General features: G+C 58.9%; 13 protein-coding genes. All 13 read left to right on the forward strand.

Annotation, left to right across the window (positions count from 1 at the left end):
- The 13 genes from C3F12_05800 (at position 1) to rfaE1 (ending at position 18298) form a co-directional block, all read left to right on the forward strand.
- Positions 1–1413, forward strand: coding sequence for a hypothetical protein (locus C3F12_05800; GenBank protein ID PWB47480.1), 1413 nt, complete (start codon positions 1–3; stop codon positions 1411–1413).
- Positions 1410–3746 carry a hypothetical protein gene (locus C3F12_05805; protein PWB47481.1) on the forward strand — a complete coding sequence of 779 codons (2337 nt, stop codon included), beginning with the start codon at positions 1410–1412 and terminating at the stop codon, positions 3744–3746. The genes C3F12_05800 and C3F12_05805 overlap by 4 nt, the downstream gene beginning before the upstream one ends.
- A gap of 24 nt (positions 3747–3770) precedes the next feature.
- Entirely contained in the window at positions 3771–5558 is a 1788-nt protein-coding gene (locus tag C3F12_05810; GenBank protein ID PWB47482.1) for a hypothetical protein, read from the forward strand.
- Entirely contained in the window at positions 5555–7291 is a 1737-nt protein-coding gene (locus C3F12_05815; GenBank protein ID PWB47483.1) for a hypothetical protein, read from the forward strand. The genes C3F12_05810 and C3F12_05815 overlap by 4 nt, the downstream gene beginning before the upstream one ends.
- A 288-nt stretch (positions 7292–7579) precedes the next feature.
- Complete coding sequence (locus tag C3F12_05820) at positions 7580–8680, forward strand: hypothetical protein (protein PWB47484.1); 1101 nt, start codon at positions 7580–7582, stop codon at positions 8678–8680.
- A 12-nt stretch (positions 8681–8692) separates the two neighbouring features.
- Entirely contained in the window at positions 8693–10435 is a 1743-nt protein-coding gene (locus C3F12_05825; protein PWB47485.1) for a hypothetical protein, read from the forward strand.
- Entirely contained in the window at positions 10436–11404 is a 969-nt protein-coding gene (locus C3F12_05830) for a glycosyltransferase (GenBank protein ID PWB47486.1), read from the forward strand.
- Positions 11405–11474: 70 nt separating this feature from the next.
- Positions 11475–12362 (forward strand): dTDP-4-dehydrorhamnose reductase, encoded by an 888-nt coding sequence (gene rfbD / locus C3F12_05835; protein ID PWB47487.1) that lies wholly within the window; start codon positions 11475–11477, stop codon positions 12360–12362.
- A gap of 155 nt (positions 12363–12517) precedes the next feature.
- Positions 12518–13513, forward strand: a complete 996-nt coding sequence (locus C3F12_05840) for a hypothetical protein (protein ID PWB47488.1) — start codon at positions 12518–12520, stop codon at positions 13511–13513.
- A gap of 55 nt (positions 13514–13568) precedes the next feature.
- A complete protein-coding gene (locus tag C3F12_05845; GenBank protein PWB47612.1) occupies positions 13569–14684 on the forward strand; it encodes a glycosyltransferase family 4 protein in 1116 nt (371 codons plus the stop codon).
- On the forward strand, positions 14678–16081 hold the full coding sequence (locus tag C3F12_05850; protein PWB47489.1) for an undecaprenyl-phosphate glucose phosphotransferase: 1404 nt from the start codon (positions 14678–14680) through the stop codon (positions 16079–16081). Before C3F12_05845 ends, C3F12_05850 begins: the two co-directional genes overlap by 7 nt.
- Before the next feature lie 137 nt (positions 16082–16218).
- Positions 16219–17172, forward strand: coding sequence for a UDP-glucose 4-epimerase (locus C3F12_05855; GenBank protein ID PWB47490.1), 954 nt, complete (start codon positions 16219–16221; stop codon positions 17170–17172).
- A 214-nt stretch (positions 17173–17386) separates the two neighbouring features.
- Positions 17387–18298, forward strand: a complete 912-nt coding sequence (rfaE1, locus tag C3F12_05860) for a D-glycero-beta-D-manno-heptose-7-phosphate kinase (GenBank protein ID PWB47613.1) — start codon at positions 17387–17389, stop codon at positions 18296–18298.
- The last annotated feature ends 46 nt before the right edge of the window (positions 18299–18344 follow it).

An 18344-nucleotide genomic window follows, 5' to 3' on the forward strand; every position in this document is an offset into this window, starting at 1 on the left:
GTGTGCAGTGTGGCGAGAGCGGGTCTGGCAGTGGCCCCCCCAAAGGTCTCCGTAGGCATCCCTACCTACAATGGCGAGCGGTTTATTGCCGAGTCGATCCGAAGCGTCTTGGATCAGACCATCCAGGACCTCGAACTGATCGTGGTCGACGATCGGTCTACCGATACGACCGTCGAGATCGTTCGCTCCCTGTGCGATCCTCGCATTGTCCTCTACGAGAATGAGGTGCGCCTGGGCATTCCAGGGAACTGGAATCGCACCGTCTCCCTGGCCCGCGGTGAGTACCTGTGTCTCTTCCACCAAGACGACCGGATGCAGCCGGACAACCTGGCGCGGAAACTCGACGTTCTTCGGGCTGATCCCACCATCGGGATCGTGCATTCGGCAGTGGAGATCCTCATTGAGCCGTCGGCGCCGTATCCGCCATCCCGGTGGGTGGAGGCGTCCGAGGTCGATTTCACGATTGATGGCGGCGCGTACCTTCGACGTCTGCTGTTTGAGGGAAACCTCATCTGTGCGCCGAGTGTCCTTGTGAGACGGGAGGAGCTCGTCAAGGCCGGTGGATTTGACCCGGATCTCGGGTTTGCGTGTGACTATGCCCTGTGGATGAAGCTCTGTTTCAACCGACGAGTCGCCTTCCTCAGCCAACCCTTGGTCCAGTACCGGTGGCATGCAGACAATGAGACGCACCGCTACCGGTTCGACAGGGGCGTCCGGGAGATAGCCCTCGCCGGCCGGAAGGTGTTGGCAGAGTACCGCCAACACCCGGGCAGAGCACAGGAGGCAGAGTGGTTGCATGCCTCGGTAGAGGCCTTGGCGAAGGTGCACAGGTGGGCAGCGGAGCTTGAGACATCCAAGGCGTGGCTGGAGGAGCAGGTACGGAACTGGCAGCAGGAGGCCGAGCAGCGCGAGAGGGCGCTTACAGAACTTCGGACATGGACGGTCCAGCTTGAGACATCCAAGGCGTGGCTGGAGGAGCAGGTACGGAACTGGCAGCAGGAGGCGGAGCAGCGCGAGAGGACGCTTACAGAACTTCGGACATGGACGGCCCAGCTTGAGGCCGCCAAGGCGTGGCTGGAGGAGCAAGTGCGGAACTGGCAGCAGGAGGCGGAGCAGCGCGAGGCGCTGGTTGCGGACCTCCGGGCGAAGGGAGCGGAGCGTGAGGCCGCCACGGTACGGCTGGAGGAGCAGGTACGGAACTGGCAGCGGGAGGCGGAGCAGCGCGAGGCGCTGGTCCTGGAGCATCGTCGAGCCCTTGAGTCCCTACACACCCGCATTGCTGTGCTGGAGCACGAGCGGGCGAAGGTGGGTCGGACGTTGGATGACCTGGAAGAGCAGGCCTGGACGCGGATCGGCCGGCGTCTGCGCCTGCTGAGCGGCCGGCAGGCGATGGAGACCAACACACACGAATGAAACCAATACGCATTGATCGGGCGTTTGTTGAGCTGGACCAGGATTCCGGTGCGTGCAATCCTGCGGTGACGATCATGACGCCGTTTTTCAATATGGTGGAGTTTATCGGTGAAACGGCCGAGAGCGTCTTTCGTCAGACCTTCCGCGAGTTCGAGTGGTTGATCATCAATGACGGATCGACCGACCCAAGGGCTGTCGGCGTGCTGAACGAGCTCGCGCAGCAAGATCCTCGGGTGCGTGTCATTCATCGTGCCAACGCAGGTCTTGCTGCCAGCCGGAATTATGGCTTCCAAGAGGCTCGTTCCGAATACGTGGCCCAGCTTGATGCCGACGATCTGCTCGCTCCAACGTTCCTGGAAAAGTGCCTCTGGTTTCTGGAGACGCATCCGCACTGCGCATGGGCCCATAGTGCGGTCATCGGCTTTGGGGAGCAGAATTACTTGTGGCTGCGGGAGTTTAAGCGCGAGCAGATGTTGAGAGAGAATTTTCTGGTGCCCACGAGTGTTATTCGGCGGAGCGCCCATTTTGTGTGCGGACAGTATGATGAGTCGATACGGCGCGGCTATGAGGATTGGGATTACTGGCTAAGCATGATCGAACATGGTTTCACCAGTAAAGTCATCCCAGAGTATTTGTGCTGGTACCGCCGCCGACCCAATTCAATGCTTGCGCAGATTGAGACGGATGAGGGCTATAACCGATGGTTTGCCGAGTACAGGCGCGTCAAACATGCGCGACTCTATAAGGATGGCCTGCCTTCGACGCCGGAACCTCCCTGGCCGCCCCCCTATCCGTTTATTAACGACCATCTGCCGTTTGTGAACCAGTACTCGTCGGACCACCGCCCAGGCGTGCTGTTCATCTGGCCATGGCTCAACATGGGTGGGGCGGATAAATTCAATCTCGATGTGCTGCGCGGCCTCGATCGTGCTCGCTTTCGCCCGTACGTGGTGACGACGCTGAAAAGTGAAAACCCGTGGGGGGATCGATTTGCTGAGTTGACGCCGGAGATCTTCCATCTGCCGAACTTCCTGCCCGTTGAAGACTGGCTCAGATTCCTGGTCTATTTCATCAGGAGCCGGGACATCTCGGCGGTCTTTATCTCCAACAGCGAATACGGGTATCTGTGTTCGCCCGTCTTGAAGAAGATTTTTCCCAAACTGAAGGTCCTTGATTTTGTGCATATCGAGGAGATGCACTGGAAGGGTGGAGGATATGCGCATTGCTCCATGATGTCAAGCCCCGCACTGGAACGGAGCCTTGTCAGCTCGCAACATCTGCTGAAGATGTATACGTCGGAATTCTCTCGCTCTCCGGAAAAGGTGCACTGTGTCTATACCAACATCGACGCGGAGGGCGAGTTCAGCCCGGATCGCTTCACGCCAGGCCTCCTTCGTCGGGAGGTACGCTGTCCCGTGACGACCCCCGTTCTGCTCTACATGGCGCGCATCTGTGAGCAGAAGCGGCCCGAGGTCCTGATGGAGATCGTGTCACGGCTTGATAAGCGCACGACAACCCCCTTCCAGGTATGGATTGTCGGCGACGGTCCGGATCTCCCCGAGGTCAAGAAGCTGTCCTACGATCTTGGTCTGTCGGAGCGGTGCGTCTTCTGGGGAGCTCGGAGGGATACGGGCCAGTTTTACCGCGAGGCCGATATCTTACTGTTGCCGTCTCAGTGGGAGGGGATCGCCCTGACGCTCTATGAGGCCATGGCCATGGGGCTCCCGGTTGTCGCGTCCGATGTCGGCGGCCAACGAGAGTTGGTGACGTCCGAGGTCGGCGTCCTCATCCCGCTAGGGGGTCCGGGTGAGATCGACCGGTTCGTGGAAACCCTCCTGTCCTTGCTGGAGCATCCAGGAGTACGGCAGGCGATGGGAGCCGCCGCGCGCGAACGAGTGCGGCAGCAGTTTCCCCTGTCCAAGATGGTCGAGGCTGTGTCGCAACACCTGGCCGACGTGTTACAGGGTAACCATGGGACGGGTGAGGATTTCGAGTATTGGTCTTTGGCGCTGGATCGCTACTGCCACTGGTTGGAAACGCAGCGGCTGGAACCCGTTACACACCGTATCTGGCAGGAGAAATTGAGCCAGCAGAAGCGGGCGGAGGAGCTGGAAGAGCATGTCGCCCGACTCACCGGGATCCTGTCCCAACCCAATACCATCAGTCCGGAGTTACGAGAGCGGGTTGTCGTGAGTCTTGCGGTCGAGCAACTCGTCGCAAAAATGTATCGGTCTCCGGTCTGGAAGGCCATCAGCCGGCGCCGACGCGTCAAGCGCCTGTTCTTGAAACTGGTCGGGCTCAGGGGGCCGGACGAGAGAATCCCTTCGCCGTAAGAAAGCCGTAGAAGGCCATCGAAGATGACGACCCAGAGAAGGAAAAAAGTACTTGTTTTTCGCTCGGCGGATGTCCATCAAACGAACAGAGCGCTTGCGCATCTGCGCGGGCAATTTCCCGGCGCAGAGGTGACATTACTGCTGCAGCGAGAGCAGGTGGAATCCTTCTCAGGCAATCCTCACATCAACAAGTTCTGTGTCTACGATAGCCGTGCCGCCGGATCATGGAAAGAGGGCATGCTGCTTATCAGGAAGCTACGAAAAGCGCGCGTCGACCTCGTTGTGATTCCGTGTCGGAATTCACGCGAGGTTGTTCATCTTTCTGATGCCATTGTCCTCTCGCTCATAATCCCAGCCGAAAGGAGGATCATTCTCGACGGCAGACTTCAAGAAGTCGGTCTGTCCTTCAGCCGCCGGATGAGAGCCCTTGCCGACATGCTGGCCTGTCTGATGGTCTCCGGTATCGCCACGGTGATGACCTGTCTTATGCTGTCGATGTGGCGTCGGCCCGCGCCCGGCGATCGAGTCTCGAAACAATCCGGGAAGCCCGTTCGGGTGGGGATCCTCATTCCCGTACTGCCTGATATCTCGCACACGTTTGTCTATCGTGAGATCCTCGCGATGATTGAGCAGGGCGCCGACTGCGATGTCATTGCCTTGGAGGAAGGCGATTACGGGGTGCTCCATCCGGAGGCGCAGGAGCTATTGAAGAGGGCTATTATGGTGCCCAGATTGTCTCGAACGGCCGCTGTGCTTCGCTATCTCTTTTTCCTCGTCCGCTCTCCGCGCAGGATGGCGGAGCTCATCCACCTGTATCGGCCCCACTCCCATGGGGACAAGCTGTTGTTCCTTCGTTTCGAACAGTTTCATAATGTCTTTCACCCGGTGCAATCATTCGGTCTCATCGGGCTGCTGAAAAGGCGCGGTATCACCTGTATCCATGCCTACGGGTCCACCTACCCCGCGACAAGGGCGATGGTTGCCGCCTCGCTCCTCCATCTGCCCTTCAGTATCAGCACGTTCGTGGACTTTGAACACGAGTCCGACTTCAGGATGCTTTATGAGAAGATTGAGGGGGCCGCCTTCGTTGTGGCAACGACCGGCTACTGCGCGTCGCGGCTTATCTCAATGACATCCGGGGCATTTCGTGACAGGATCCGAAGGATTGTCTTGGGGATCGATCCCGAATACGGACGAGATCGTGTGCAGCGCGTTGATCAGGCGAGTCCGCTCATCATGGCCGTTGGACGGTTGGTAGAAAAGAAGGGCTTTGACTATCTGCTCAGATCCCTCGTTCTCCTTAAGGAACGCGGTCTATTTCCACACTGTATGCTCATCGGCGATGGGCCGGAAAGAGGCAAACTCCAGGCGCTGGCGGAGGAGTATGATCTGTGGGACTGCGTGACGTTTGCCGGAGCGCTGACGAATGATAAGGTATTGGAATACTTCGGACCGGAGCATATCCTGGTTGCCCCATCTGTGTATGCGGGTGATGGCGAGCGGGATGGGATCCCGACGGTCCTGGTTGAGGCGCTGATCTGTGAGACGGCCGTTGTGTCGACCAGGATCTCGGGGATCCCGGAACTCATTGAAGATCAGAGGAATGGCCTGTTGGTACCGGCGCGGGATGGAGAGGCCATCGCTGACGCCATTCAAAAGCTCCTGGAGAATCCAGGACTACGAAAAGAGTACGGTCTGAGAGGGAGAAAAAAGGTCAGGGCGGGGTTCAATGTGTACAAGAGCAGTGGACAGCTCTGGTCATTGATCGAGCAGCGGTGCGCAGGCTCCAATTGCAACACCAATCCGTCATGATGGCGGAGCGCGCAGCGTCCCGATCGCTCGGGGGATATGGCGGGGCTGTGGCGGCTTGCCTTGCGGTCGTTGCCGTTGCCAATCTGTTTACAGTCTACTATGTGACCCAGGAACGCACGATCTACTTCTGGGACTGGTCCCATTATTGGCTTCGGTATCGCGACCTTACCGCATCGCTCGCGCAGCATCCCACCGCTACCCTTGGCTCTCTGCTCAGCTCCGTTCGGCGAGACGACTACAATCTGCTGCCGGTACTGCCGCTGGTTCCGGTGGGATGGTTGTTCGGAACCGGGCGCCTGCCGTACATATTGGCCATTACCAATATCTATCTGCTGCCGGCTATACTCGTCATGGGTCTGCTGCTACAGTGGCTGTTTCGCCCAGGCATCCCCCGGCGATCCTTTGCGCCTTTCGTGTTGACCGTCGCAAGTCTCCCCCTACTCCATATGCTATGGGTGGCCGCACTGCGGGGGTTCCCCGATGTGGTGGGAGTCGTACCCATAGGAGGCATCTTGCTGCTCCATTTCGCCAGGCCGCTCAGCGAACAGCGTGCGGGTAGGCTGGTAGCGACCGGATTACTCCTTTGCCTTCTGGTTCTACTCAGGCGCTGGTACGCGTATTGGGTCGTGGCGTTCTTTCCGGCGCTCGCCGTCGCCCACGGCCTTGACATCTATCGGCGGTACGGCAGCGACTGGCGCCCTTATCTGACTGCCGGCCGCAATGCGGTTATTATCGGACTGACGTTTGCCTCGGCCCTGTTGGGACTCGCTACGCCGTTTGCATTGAGGGCCATACAAACGGACTATTCCGACATCTATTCGGCCTACCGGTTCAACCATTCCCTGATGGATGATGTGAGCCATCTGGCTCGTTGGTTCGGTTGGGTTGAAATTGTTGCCGGTTCGGTCGGACTTGCCTGGCTGGCCGTTCGTAAAGAAACGCGGGTGTTGGGCAGCTTCCTGCTCGTACAGCTCTGCACGATCTTTGCGCTGTTCACGCGGACCCAAGACTTCAGCCTGCAACACATCTACCTGTTGATTCCGGGTCTCGCCGTAGGCATTGCGGCAGTGGTCATCGGTCTGTGGGGGCGGATGATGAATGGCGTGTGGCGGGTCGCTTCCGTCGGGCTGATGCTCACCGTACTGTTACTCGGCTCCGTCACTGCCTTTACTCCGGGGGCTGTCGCTATCGCGGACCGTCTTCGCGTTCTCCTGCCATCAGACCGTTTCTACCCACTGGTCAGGCATGACATTGATATGCTGGAAAACCTGCTGGCGAGCGTGGAGACGTTGGAGCTGGCGCAACCCGGCGACATCTATGTGTTGGCCAGCTCCAATATTCTGAATTCCAATATCTTATACAACGCCTGCAAGTTTGGTCCGCGCCCCCGATCCTTCTGCGATCGCATCCTCAGTGCAAGCGATGTCGATAAGCGCGACGGGTTTCCTCGTCAGTTCCTGCAGGCCACGTACCTGGTTACTGCCAGTCCCGCGCAATACCATTTGCGTCCCGATGATCAGCGTGTGATCGGTGTCCTGCTGCGGGAAGTCGTCGGGGGACACGGCATCGGCGCATCCTTCCAGCGCCTGCCGGGTGAGTTTACGCTCGACAACCGAGTGACTGTTCGAGTCTACTTGAAAGAGTCCCCGTTTAAACGATCCGATCTTGACGCACTCGAAAAGGAGTTCAATGGCTATTATCCCGGAAGAGGGCACCTCTTCTCGGTACCGTAGTACTTAATTTCGAAAGTTAGCGCACATAAGCCGTCATACCCGCGAAAGCGGGTATCCAGTAACATCAGTGGATTCCCGCTTAAAGACTGCGGGAATACCGCATGCATCGCTGGTGCGCCCATGGACATGAAAGTCGACGCATTACGGCCCCCTCACCTCAATCCTCTCCCCCAAATGGAGGGAGAGGAGGTCTTTTTTCGTGCCGCTCGCCTCCTTGGAGGAGAGGGCGGGGGTGAGGAGGGACTTTCTGGGCAATGACGTACGGGTATTATTACAAGCAAGTAGTAGATGAGCAAACTGAAGTTGGAGACTGCAAAAATGTATTTTTTTAAAAAGACGGGGAAAAGAAGAATTGACGGCGCCATTACATTCTGTGAGGCCCAACGCGACCCAAGCTCGCCGACGCCGTTCCTCGAAATCAGGGGTTTTGTAGATTCCGACACGGATATCAAACACCTCATCTGTTCCATCAATGGGTCGGCAGCGAGGACCTTTCAGACGCCGTATGACCGACAACGGATCACCGGAGAAGCGACGAGACAGCCGGGCAGGGGGTTCTTGACCTTCGTCAGGATTCCGCCGGCTCTCGGGGATGAGATCAGCATCTCCATAGAGGCAGAAGACGACGCGGGTCATACAGTACCGATCGCCCGGCTCGACACCTCATCAGCGCATTGTAGAGTCATAGAGGAGGAGGGTTTCTCATCTGAATTGACATTTTGGAAAGAGGCGATCACCGCAAGGAAACATCTCGAACCTGCGCTTTCCGTGGCCAGATCGAAGGAGCAGTATCAATACTATTATCCTGAATTTTTGCTCAACTTCGTCCACCGCGAAAGCCCGGTGCTGTTTCCAGGAGAAGCTCTGTTGGCGCTCGACGTCGGCTCCGGCCCCTTTTCCCAGCTTATTGGGGGTCAGGTTCAAGGGTTATTTCAGATTACAGCAATCGACCCCCTCGCACGTGAGTATGTTGCCTTGATGGAGACAGACGGACTCTTCAGGGAATTTCCCGTCAAGCCTATCTACGGCACCGGAGAGACGCTCATGAACCTTTTCGGGGAGGAATCTTTTCATATCGCCTACATAGGCAATGCCCTGGATCACACACAAGATCCGTCCCTGACGATAGACAATATCTACAGGGTTCTTAAGAAAAATGGGATCTTCATGGTGATTTTCTATGAGAATGAAGGCACCACAGAGTGGTGGCGTGGTCTACACCAGTACGACTTATCGCTGGATGGATCGTATATCCGATGTACCAATAAGTTTGGAGACTCCTGCCTGATCACGGATCCGCACATCTGGACACACATCTATTCGAAAGACTTGGACTATGAGAGCAATGCAGGAAGGCGGTTATTGGGAGTTGCCTTCAGAAAAGACTGAGACAACCCTCTCATGACACCACAACTCTCAATTGACCGGCCGTTCAGAAGATATGGCGGGGTTGTGGCCGCGTGCCTTGCCTTGGCCGTCCTGGCTAATGCGTTTGCGGTCTATTATGTGGTTCAAGAACGCTACATCTATTATTGGGACTGGTCCCATTATTGGGATCGGTACCGGGATCTTGCCGGGTCACTCACGCAGCATCCCATCGCGACGCTTGGTTCCCTGATCGGTTCCATTCGGAAGGACGACCATAATTCGTTGCCGGTGCTGCCGCTGGTCCCGGTGGGATGGCTGTTCGGAACCGGCCGCCTGCCGTACATATTGGCCATTACCAATATCTATCTGGTGCCGGCTGTCTTGGTTATGGGGCTGCTGGTGCAGCGGCTGTTTCGTCCGTACTTTCCCCGGCGGCCTTTCGTGCCGTTCGTGTTGACCGTCGCGAGTCTCCCGCTGCTCCATATGCTGTGGGCTGCCGCACTGCAAGGATACCCCGACGTGGTGGGGATCGTCCTCATAGGAGGCATATCGCTGCTGCACTTCGCCGTACCGCTCTCGGAACAGGGCTTGGGTAGACTGGTGGCGACCGGACTACTTCTTTGCCTTCTCGTTCTGCTCAGGCGCTGGTATGCGTTTTGGGTGGTGGCCTTCTTTCCGGCGATTACCGTTGCTCACGGTCTTGATATCTATCAGCGGCACGGCATCGCCTGGCGCCCTTATCTGACTGCCGGCCGCAACGCGGTCATCATTGGGCTTGTTTTCACCCTGACCCTGTTTTGGCTCGCCGCTCCGTTTGCGTTGAGGGCCATGCGAACGGACTATTCCGACATCTATTCGGCCTGGCGGTATAATAACTCCCTGGTCGAGGTCGCGAAAGATGTGGCCCGTAAATTCGGGTGGTTTGAACTGATCACCGGTCTGGTCGGGCTTGTCTGGCTCATCGTCCGTCAGGAAACCCGGGTGATAGGCAGCTTCCTGCTCGTGCAATTGTTCGCGATTTTCGTGCTGTTCGCGCGAACCCAGGTCTTTGGAGTTCAACATGTGTACCTGCTGATTCCGGGTCTCGCCGTAGGCATTGCGGCAGTCGTTATCGGCCTCTGGAGGGAGATGACGAACGGCTTGTGGCGAGTCGCTTCGGTCGGGTGTGTGCTGGCTGCCCTATCGATAAGCTCCTTCGCGACCTTTGTTCCGGGAGTTGCGGGTATTGCTGAGCATCTTGGCAGCTTCGTCCCAGCCCCGTCAACGCGACTGTACCCACTGGTCAGGTACGACATTGATGTGCTGGAAAACCTGCTGGCGCGTGTAGAGACGTTGGAGCTGCAGCAACCGGGCGATATCTATGTATTGGCCAGCTCCCATATTCTGAATTCAAATATCTTGCAGAACGCCTGTAGGCTTGGCCCACACCCTCGATCTTTTTGTGACCGTATCCTGTACACGCACGATGTCGACAAGCGCGACGGGTTTCCCCGCCGGTTCCTGCAAGCGACATACCTCGTGGCCGCCAGTCCCACGCAATACAGTGTGCGTCCCGATGACCAGCGCGTCGTCGGCGTCCTGGCGCGGGAAGTCACCGAGGGCCACGGCATCGGCGCCTCGTTTCAGCGCCTGCCCGGTAGGTTCACGCTCGACAACGGGGTCACCGTATGGATCTATATGAGGGTTCGACCGTTCGAACGAACCGACCTCGACGCACTCGAAGATGAGTTCAACGGCTATTATCCCGGAAGAGGGCACCTCTTCTCGGTGCCGTAGATGAGTGAAATGACCCCGACAATCTCCATCGTCCTGCCGGTCTTCAACGAATCGCAGACGCTGCCGGCGCTTTATGCGCGGCTTGCCGGGGTGATGCGCCGCCTGGGCGAGTCGTACGAACTGGTCTTCGTGAACGACGGCAGCCGGGACGGCAGCCTGGATGTGCTGAAAAAGTTGGCGACTGAGGATTCGAAGATCAGGGTCGTCAGTCTCTCCCGGAACTTCGGCCATCAGATGGCGATCACCTGCGGGCTGGATCGCGCCCGCGGGGCCGCCGTTATCGTCATGGATGCCGATCTGCAAGATCCGCCCGAGCTGATCCCAACGCTGATCGAGCGGTGGCGCGAAGGCTACGACGTCGTGTATGCCGTCCGCGAGGAGCGCCAAGGGGAAAGCCTGTTCAAGCGGGCGACGGCAGCGCTGTTCTACCGGCTGATTCGCAGGCTGTCACGCGTCGAGATCCCGGCCGACACGGGGGACTTCCGGTTGCTCAGCCGGCGCGCCGTGGAGGCGCTGCGAGCGACCACCGAGCGCAACCGCTTTGTCAGAGGGCTGGTGGGCTGGATCGGCTACCGACAGACGGGTGTGCGGTTCATCCGTGAGGAACGGGCCGCCGGCGAGACCAAGTATCCGTTCAGGAAGATGCTGAAATTTGCCATCGACGGCATCACCTCCTTTTCGTTTGTCCCACTGCAGATGGCCACCTACTTCGGCTTCCTGATCTCCGGTGCGAGTTTTCTCTATATCGTCTATGCGGTGCTCCAGAAGTTGCTTACGGATCGGCCCGTGACCGGCTGGACGTCGTTGATGGTCGCGATGCTCTTCCTTGGCGGCGTGCAGTTGATCACGCTGGGAATCATCGGCGAGTACATCGGTCGCATCTATGAGGAGGTCAAACAGCGGCCGCTCTACCTGGTCGATGAAATGATCGGATTCGACGCGGAATCTGGGGAGGGGTCGCGTTCATGAGCGGAACCGGAACTCACGCCCGCGACTTCCCCAAGATTCCCAGCCTTCGGCTTCAGCTCTGGAGGGTTTCATGATCACGCTCTTGATCGGGGCCGAGGGGCAGTTGGGGCAAGAACTTCGGCAGATCTTCAGCGATCAGGACTTGGTTACTCTCAACCATGTCGATTTCGAACTGACCGACCGGACTCAGGTGCGGGATGCATTGCGAGAATATCGGCCCGGTCTGATCCTGAACACCGTGGCCTATCATCGGGTCGATGAGTGCGAACGCTTTCCCGAGCGCGCCTTCGCCGTGAACGCTTTGGCGGTCAGGGATCTGGCCATTGCCGCCAAAGCGATCGGGGCAGTCCTGGTGCATTTCAGCACCGACTATGTGTTTGACGGACGGCAGCGGACCCCTTACCGGGAGGACGATCCGCCGGGACCGCTGAGCGTCTACGCCACCTCGAAGCTGGCCGGCGAGTACTTCGTCAAGGCTGTGCTGTCGCAGCACTTCGTCATCCGAACCTGCGGGCTCTACGGCTTGGCGGGCCGCTATAACAAGACGGGCAATTTCGTTGAAACGATGCTCCGACTAGCCGCGGAGGGGCGCGAGATCCGGGTGGTGGGCGATCAGATCGTAACCCCCACAAGTGCGAAGGAGCTGGCGCGCAAGGTTCGGCAATTGGTTGAGACCGGCGCGTATGGTCTGTACCACATCAGTAATAATGGTGAATGTTCCTGGCACCAGTTTGCGTCGGCGATCTTCGAGATGAGCGGTCTACGTGCCCACTTGCAGGAAACGACGGCTGCCGCCTTCGGGGCCCCTGCCGCTCGCCCTGCCTACTCCGTTCTGGACAATGCGAATCTGCGGTCGCTCGGTCTCGACGATCTGCGCCCCTGGCGCGATGCCCTCGCCGACTACCTGACCGAGCGGGCACAACCCCGTGGGACCGACCCGGATGTCTCTGGGGTTTGACACGTACGTATGTGAGTATTACAGTATCTATCGCCGGTTGTCGACGGCTGCTGGCTCATGCGGGCGACACGCGAGCCGACCATAACCGGCTTGATGGATCGCGTAGGGTAAGGTTGAGATTTGGAAAGGCTATTTAAGATAAGGGGGAAGAGGTTGTGATCGATCCTCGGGTTGTCGTGGGGATCATCAACTACGGCGATTACCGTCACCTGCCTACCTGTCTGGACAGCATCAAGCGGCAGACGCTCCCGCCTGAACACATCATCCTGCTCGACAACCAGAGTCACGTCGATGAGATTCACCGTGTCGGCAGGGCCTACCCGGAGGTACGGATCCTCGCGATACGGGACAACCTGGGGTACAGCGGTGGGGCCAATCGCATCATCCGGGAGGCAAACGGGGGTGAGGACATCCTGCTGCTCAACCCCGACGTCGTACTCGACCCGCGGCATCTGGAGGAGTTGGTCCTGGCGATGCAGTCGAATCCCGGCGCCGGCGCTGCGGGCGGCAAGCTCTTGTTGGGCGATGCTCAGGGGGTCGATGAACGATGTGATGACCCATCACAGACGCTGCTCGATACGACGGGTCACCTGATCTTCCGCACACGACGGATCATCGATCGTGGCCACGGCGAACGGGACGATGGCCGGTATGATCGACCCGAGGAGATCTTCAGTGTCTGTGGGGCGGCGGTCCTCTACCGCAGGTCGATGCTCGAGGATGTCCGGACCGACGGGGAGTGCTTTGATGAGGACTTCTTCGCCTATAAGGAGGACGTCGATATCTGCTGGCGGGCCCAACTGCTCGGCTGGACCGCGCTCTACCATCCGGCGGCAACCGCTCACCACCTGAGAGGGTGGAAGCGCGGCGACAATCGACGGCGCGTCCCCTGGATCCGGAAATACCATTCTTTCAAGAATCATGCCCTGATGATGATCAAGAACGAGCTCCCGGCCCTGTTGCGCAGGGATTACCTTCCGATCCTCTGGCTGGGGGCATGTGCCATGGCCTACGTGACCCTCGCAGAGCCGACGCTGTGGAGGTCGGCGTTGGATCTGAGGCGCTACTGGCCCAGGGCCCGTTATAAGCGCGGTATTATCATGGCGCGGCGCCGCGCGTCGGTAGACCGAATGGGTCGCTGGTTCGTGTAGCTCTGTGATGTTGACTGAGGCAAAGGTTGCGCTGGTTCACGATTGGCTGACCGGCATGCGTGGCGGCGAGCGGTGCCTGGAGGCGTTCTGCGGTCTCTTCCCGAGAGCCGATCTCTTCACCCTGTTGCATAGAGAGGGAAGCGTATCGAAGGCCATCGAGGAACGGCAGATTCGAACGTCGGCGATCCAGAGGCTTCCCTTTGCCGCCTCCTGCTATCGGTACTACCTGCCCCTCTTCCCGTGGGCCATCGAGCGATTCAAGCTTGACGGGTACGATCTGATTCTTTCGAGCAGCCACTGTGTGGCCAAAGGGGTCAAACCGCCGCCGCAGGCGCTTCATATCGCGTATGTGTATACCCCGATGCGGTATATCTGGGATATGCAGGATGCCTATACGGCCGCTGGCCGGATGGGTCCCGTATCGCGGCGTATGCTCTGTGCCGTCAGCGATCGCTTGCGTCGGTGGGATACGGCGGTCAATGGGCGGGTCGATCACTTCATCGCTATCTCTCATCATGTCGCGGATCGGATCCGCCGCCATTACGGCCGAGAGGCTGTTGTGATCTATCCTCCGGTCGAGACCGTACGCTTTCACATTGCCGAGCGAACGGACGACTACTATCTGGTAGCCGGGGCCTTCGCCCCGTACAAGCGGATTGATCTGGCGATTGAGGCATGTAACCGGCTGCGTCGGCGCCTGGTGATCGTGGGTGAAGGCCAGGAGGAAACGCGCTTGCGGCGTATTGCCGGTTCTACTATCGAGTTCGTGGGATGGCGGTCGGACCGCGAGGTGGCCGATCTGCTCAGTCGTTGCCGCGCACTGATCTTTCCCGGTGAGGAGGACTTCGGCATCCTCCCCGTCGAGGCCATGGCCTCCGGACGGCCGGTGATCGCCTATGGGAAAGGCGGCGCAACGGAAACCGTCATCCCCCTCACCCCTCACCCCTCACCCCTCACCCCTACCGGTATTTTCTTTGATGAGCAGAACGTGGAGGCGCTGATTCGGGCTGTCGAGCTTTTTGAGCGCTCATCCGATCGATTTGATCCGGGGGCGCTTCGTACGTACGCCCTCACCTTCGACCGGTCGGTGTTTGAAAAGCGGATCGCCGGTTATATTGATGAGCGTTTCGACGAATGGAGGCGTAAGGGGGGCTGCCGTCGGCCATGCTGAAACGCCATAGTGAATTTATCGAAAGTCTCATGCTGCTCGCCGATCTCCTGGTGATCAGCGCCAGTTGGCTCGGCTCATACTATTTCCGCTTCTATTGGGGCCCGGTGCAGGTCTACCACGAGGTTCCCGACATCCGTCCGTACCTCCTGCTGCTCGGCCTCATCATCATCGTCTGGGGTGTTGCCTTTAAGGCCTTCGGGCTGTACCGACCCAAGCGGATCTCCTCGCGACTGGCTGAGGTCAGGGATATTGCGAAGGCGTGCACCATCGCGGTGCTGGTCCTCATTGCGGCCACCTTCTTTCTGAAGCAGTTTGAGTTTTCGCGGATAGTGATCGTCTGTTTCTGGATCGTCAGCATCGTATCGGTCAGCCTTGTCAGAGGCAGCTTTCGCGAGGCGCTTCGCTTTACACGACGCCGGGGCTACAACCTTCGCCATGTCCTGATTGTCGGCGAGGGGGCGTTGGCGCAGGAAATCGCAGACCGGATCCGCGCCCGCCCGGAACTGGGACTGCGTATGAAGGGATTCCTGGTCGGGGATGCGGGAATGATCGGCCAACAGATGGACGGATTACGTGCGCTCGGCGCCTACGAGCAGGCAGGGGAGCTGGCGGAGGCGCTGTCCATCGATAGGGTATTTATTGCCATCCCCCTGGAGACCTATGGGCGAATGGAGGCAATCCTTCGTACTCTGGAGAACGGAACGGCCGCCGTCAACGTGGTACCGGATCTCCATCAGTATGTGACCCTGCGTGGCGGGGTCGAGGAGTTCGACGGCCTGCCCCTGATCAGTTTGCAAGACTCGCCCCATTACGGATGGAACCTGGTCGGCAAACGGGTACTGGATGTGATGTTGTCGAGCATTGCCCTCCTGATTACCGGACCGCTGCTGCTCCTGCTCGCCGCAGTGATCAGGCTCACCTCGCCGGGCCCGGTGCTGTATCGCCAGGAGCGCATGGGGCTGGACGGCAGGACCTTTCAGATGCTGAAGTTCCGATCCATGCGAGACGACGCTGAGGAGGAGACCGGCCCGGTATGGGCCGCGCGCGACGATGGACGTCGAACGGCGATCGGCGCGCTGTTACGTCGGACCTCATTAGATGAACTGCCGCAACTGGTGAATGTGCTGAAGGGGGAAATGAGCCTGGTCGGTCCCCGACCGGAGCGGCCGGTCTTTATAGAGGAGTTTCGGAAACGGATTCCACGATATATGCTTCGACACAAGGTCAAGGCCGGGATCACCGGATGGGCGCAGGTCAATGGGTGGAGGGGCGATACCTCTATCGAAAAACGGATCGAGTGCGACCTGTTTTACATCGAGAACTGGTCATTGGTGTTCGATCTGAGGATCCTCTGGTTGAGCTTTTGGAAGGGGTTCATTCACAAGAATGCCATGTGATGAAAATCAGGGTGTAGGGGGTAGGGTATAGGGTCTGACAACAGGGTTCAGGGTATAGGGGTTAGGGTAAAAAAAATTGTTACCAACCCCAAACCCCATACCCCAACCCCCGTACCCTGTCTTTAGAGGGAGGTCTCATGCGTGTACTGGTCACAGGTGGAGCGGGATTCATTGGGTCGCATGTTGTTGATGCGCTGGTGAGGGAAGGGCATGACGTTGCGGTGGTGGACGACCTGTCGATGGGCAAACGACAGCAGGTTCATCCGTCGGCGCGCTTTTACCAGGTCGATATCCGTGACCGTCGAGCCCTCGAGGATGTTTTTCGTGTCGAGCGCCCGGAGATGGTCAACCATCATGCGGCCCAGGCTGACCTGCGCCGGTCAATGATTGAACCGTCGTTCGATGCCTCTGTCAATGTCATCGGCTCGCTCAATCTGATCGAGCTTTCTCTTGCCTACGAGGTGAGAAGGTTCATCAACATCTCGTCGGGGGGTGCGGTCTACGGCGAACCACAGCACCTGCCGGTCGACGAGCTCCACCTGATCCGGCCCATGTCTGTGTACGGGGTGAGTAAATATGCTGTGGAGCAGTACCTGCGCCTCTTTGACGAGTCCGGTTTGAACTACGCGATCTTGCGATATGCCAACGTGTACGGTCCTCGACAGAATCCTAAGGGAGAGGCCGGTGTTGTGGCGATCTTCAGCCGGCAGATGCTCGCCGGCGAGCGTCCGACGATTTTCGGTGACGGCACCAAGACAAGGGATTATGTGTACGTTGATGACATTGTGGCGGCGAATCTTTTGGCGATGGCGAACAAGCAGGCCTCAGGCCGAAGCTACAATCTCGGCCTGGGGCGCGAGGTGAGCGACCGGCAGATCTTTGAATCGGTTCGACGGGCGGTAGGCGCCACGTTGGAGCCGATTCTCGCCTCCAAACGGCCCGGCGAGATCGACCGGATCTGTCTGGACGCCTCCTTGGCAAGGGCAGAGTTGCGCTGGGAACCGACCGTTCCTCTTGAGGAGGGTATCGCTCGTACGGTCGCGTTTTATCGGAGCGATGGGGCGCAGCGTGGGAAGGGAGAAAGTCATTGAATTTCCGCGCGATTTCGACTAATCTGACGCTTGATAGGCATGCTCAGAAAGTCCCCCCCACCCGTCCCCTCCCCCTCCGAGGGTGTACAGACCGGAGTCAAGGGTAACAGGGGTGCGGGGCGTAGATTTTCATGCCCATAGGAGTGCCGCCATTCGCTATCGACGGATTCTAGCCCAATTTCCCCGGAAACGGCTTCTCGTTCTGGGTGACATTATGGTGGACGAGTATATCTGGGGGAGCGTGTCACGGCTTTCCCCGGAGGCGCCGGTTCCCGTGGTGGAGGTAAGGGATGAAAGTGTTCGTCTGGGGGGAGCCGGCAACGTCGCGGCCAACATCCAGTCCCTGGGCGGGCGGGCGATGCTGGTGGGGGTCGTCGGCAGCGATCTGCCCGGGGAACGTCTGATCCATCAGATTGAGGCCGCCGGGATCAAGAGCGACGGGGTGGTGATAGACCGCGCCCGTCCGACCACCATCAAGACCCGGGTGGTTGCAGGGAGCCAGCAGATTGTCCGATTTGACCGCGAGAGTATGTCGGACCTCTCGAAGGACGCGGCGGATCGGGTGCTTCAGTCGGTTGGGACTCGGCTGGCCGATGCGGACGCCGTACTCATCTCCGATTACGCCAAGGGTGTGATCGGCAAGCGGATCGCCCGACAGATCCTCTCGCTGGCTCGACAGTGCCGGAAGATTGTGGTCGTCGATCCGAAGGTGCATCACTTTCCGCTCTACAAGGGGGCGACCGTGATCACCCCGAACCATCATGAGGCCCTGGCGTTTGCCCGTCTTCCCGTATGGGGCCAGGCGGATCTGCTCGCCGTTGCCGCGAAAGAGCTGCTCAGAAAACTGGAGGCCCGGGCCATATTGGTCACACGCGGAGAGGCCGGGATGTCGCTCTTCGAGGATGGGCGGGTCACACACATCCCGGCGGTTGCGAAAGAGGTCTACGATGTGACAGGGGCGGGCGATACCGTCCTGGCCGCGCTGGCCATGGCGATGGCCAGCGGCGCCTCGCTGCGAGAGGCGGCCGTGATTGCCAACCATGCTGCCGGCATCGTCGTCGGGAGGGCGGGGACCGCAACCGTCAACTGCGAGGAGTTACTTGAAGCACTTAAAAACAGGGTATAGGGTTTAGGGTGTAGGGTACAAGAAGACCTGTGCGAACCCCATACCC

This window comes from Candidatus Methylomirabilota bacterium (assembly GCA_003104975.1).
In the GTDB taxonomy this organism is placed as follows: domain Bacteria; phylum Methylomirabilota; class Methylomirabilia; order Methylomirabilales; family Methylomirabilaceae; genus Methylomirabilis.

Bases quoted from the DNA above. Each gene is read 5' to 3' on its own strand.
- C3F12_05805 (PWB47481.1), top strand. From the start codon at position 1,410: ATGAAACCAATACGCATTGATCGGGCGTTTGTTGAGCTGGACCAGGAT.
- C3F12_05810 (PWB47482.1), top strand. From the start codon at position 3,771: ATGACGACCCAGAGAAGGAAAAAAGTACTTGTTTTTCGCTCGGCGGAT.
- C3F12_05815 (PWB47483.1), top strand. From the start codon at position 5,555: ATGATGGCGGAGCGCGCAGCGTCCCGATCGCTCGGGGGATATGGCGGG.
- C3F12_05820 (PWB47484.1), top strand. From the start codon at position 7,580: ATGAGCAAACTGAAGTTGGAGACTGCAAAAATGTATTTTTTTAAAAAG.
- C3F12_05825 (PWB47485.1), top strand. From the start codon at position 8,693: ATGACACCACAACTCTCAATTGACCGGCCGTTCAGAAGATATGGCGGG.
- C3F12_05830 (PWB47486.1), top strand. From the start codon at position 10,436: ATGAGTGAAATGACCCCGACAATCTCCATCGTCCTGCCGGTCTTCAAC.
- rfbD (PWB47487.1), top strand. From the start codon at position 11,475: ATGATCACGCTCTTGATCGGGGCCGAGGGGCAGTTGGGGCAAGAACTT.
- C3F12_05845 (PWB47612.1), top strand. From the start codon at position 13,569: ATGCGTGGCGGCGAGCGGTGCCTGGAGGCGTTCTGCGGTCTCTTCCCG.
- C3F12_05850 (PWB47489.1), top strand. From the start codon at position 14,678: ATGCTGAAACGCCATAGTGAATTTATCGAAAGTCTCATGCTGCTCGCC.
- C3F12_05855 (PWB47490.1), top strand. From the start codon at position 16,219: ATGCGTGTACTGGTCACAGGTGGAGCGGGATTCATTGGGTCGCATGTT.
- rfaE1 (PWB47613.1), top strand. From the start codon at position 17,387: ATGGTGGACGAGTATATCTGGGGGAGCGTGTCACGGCTTTCCCCGGAG.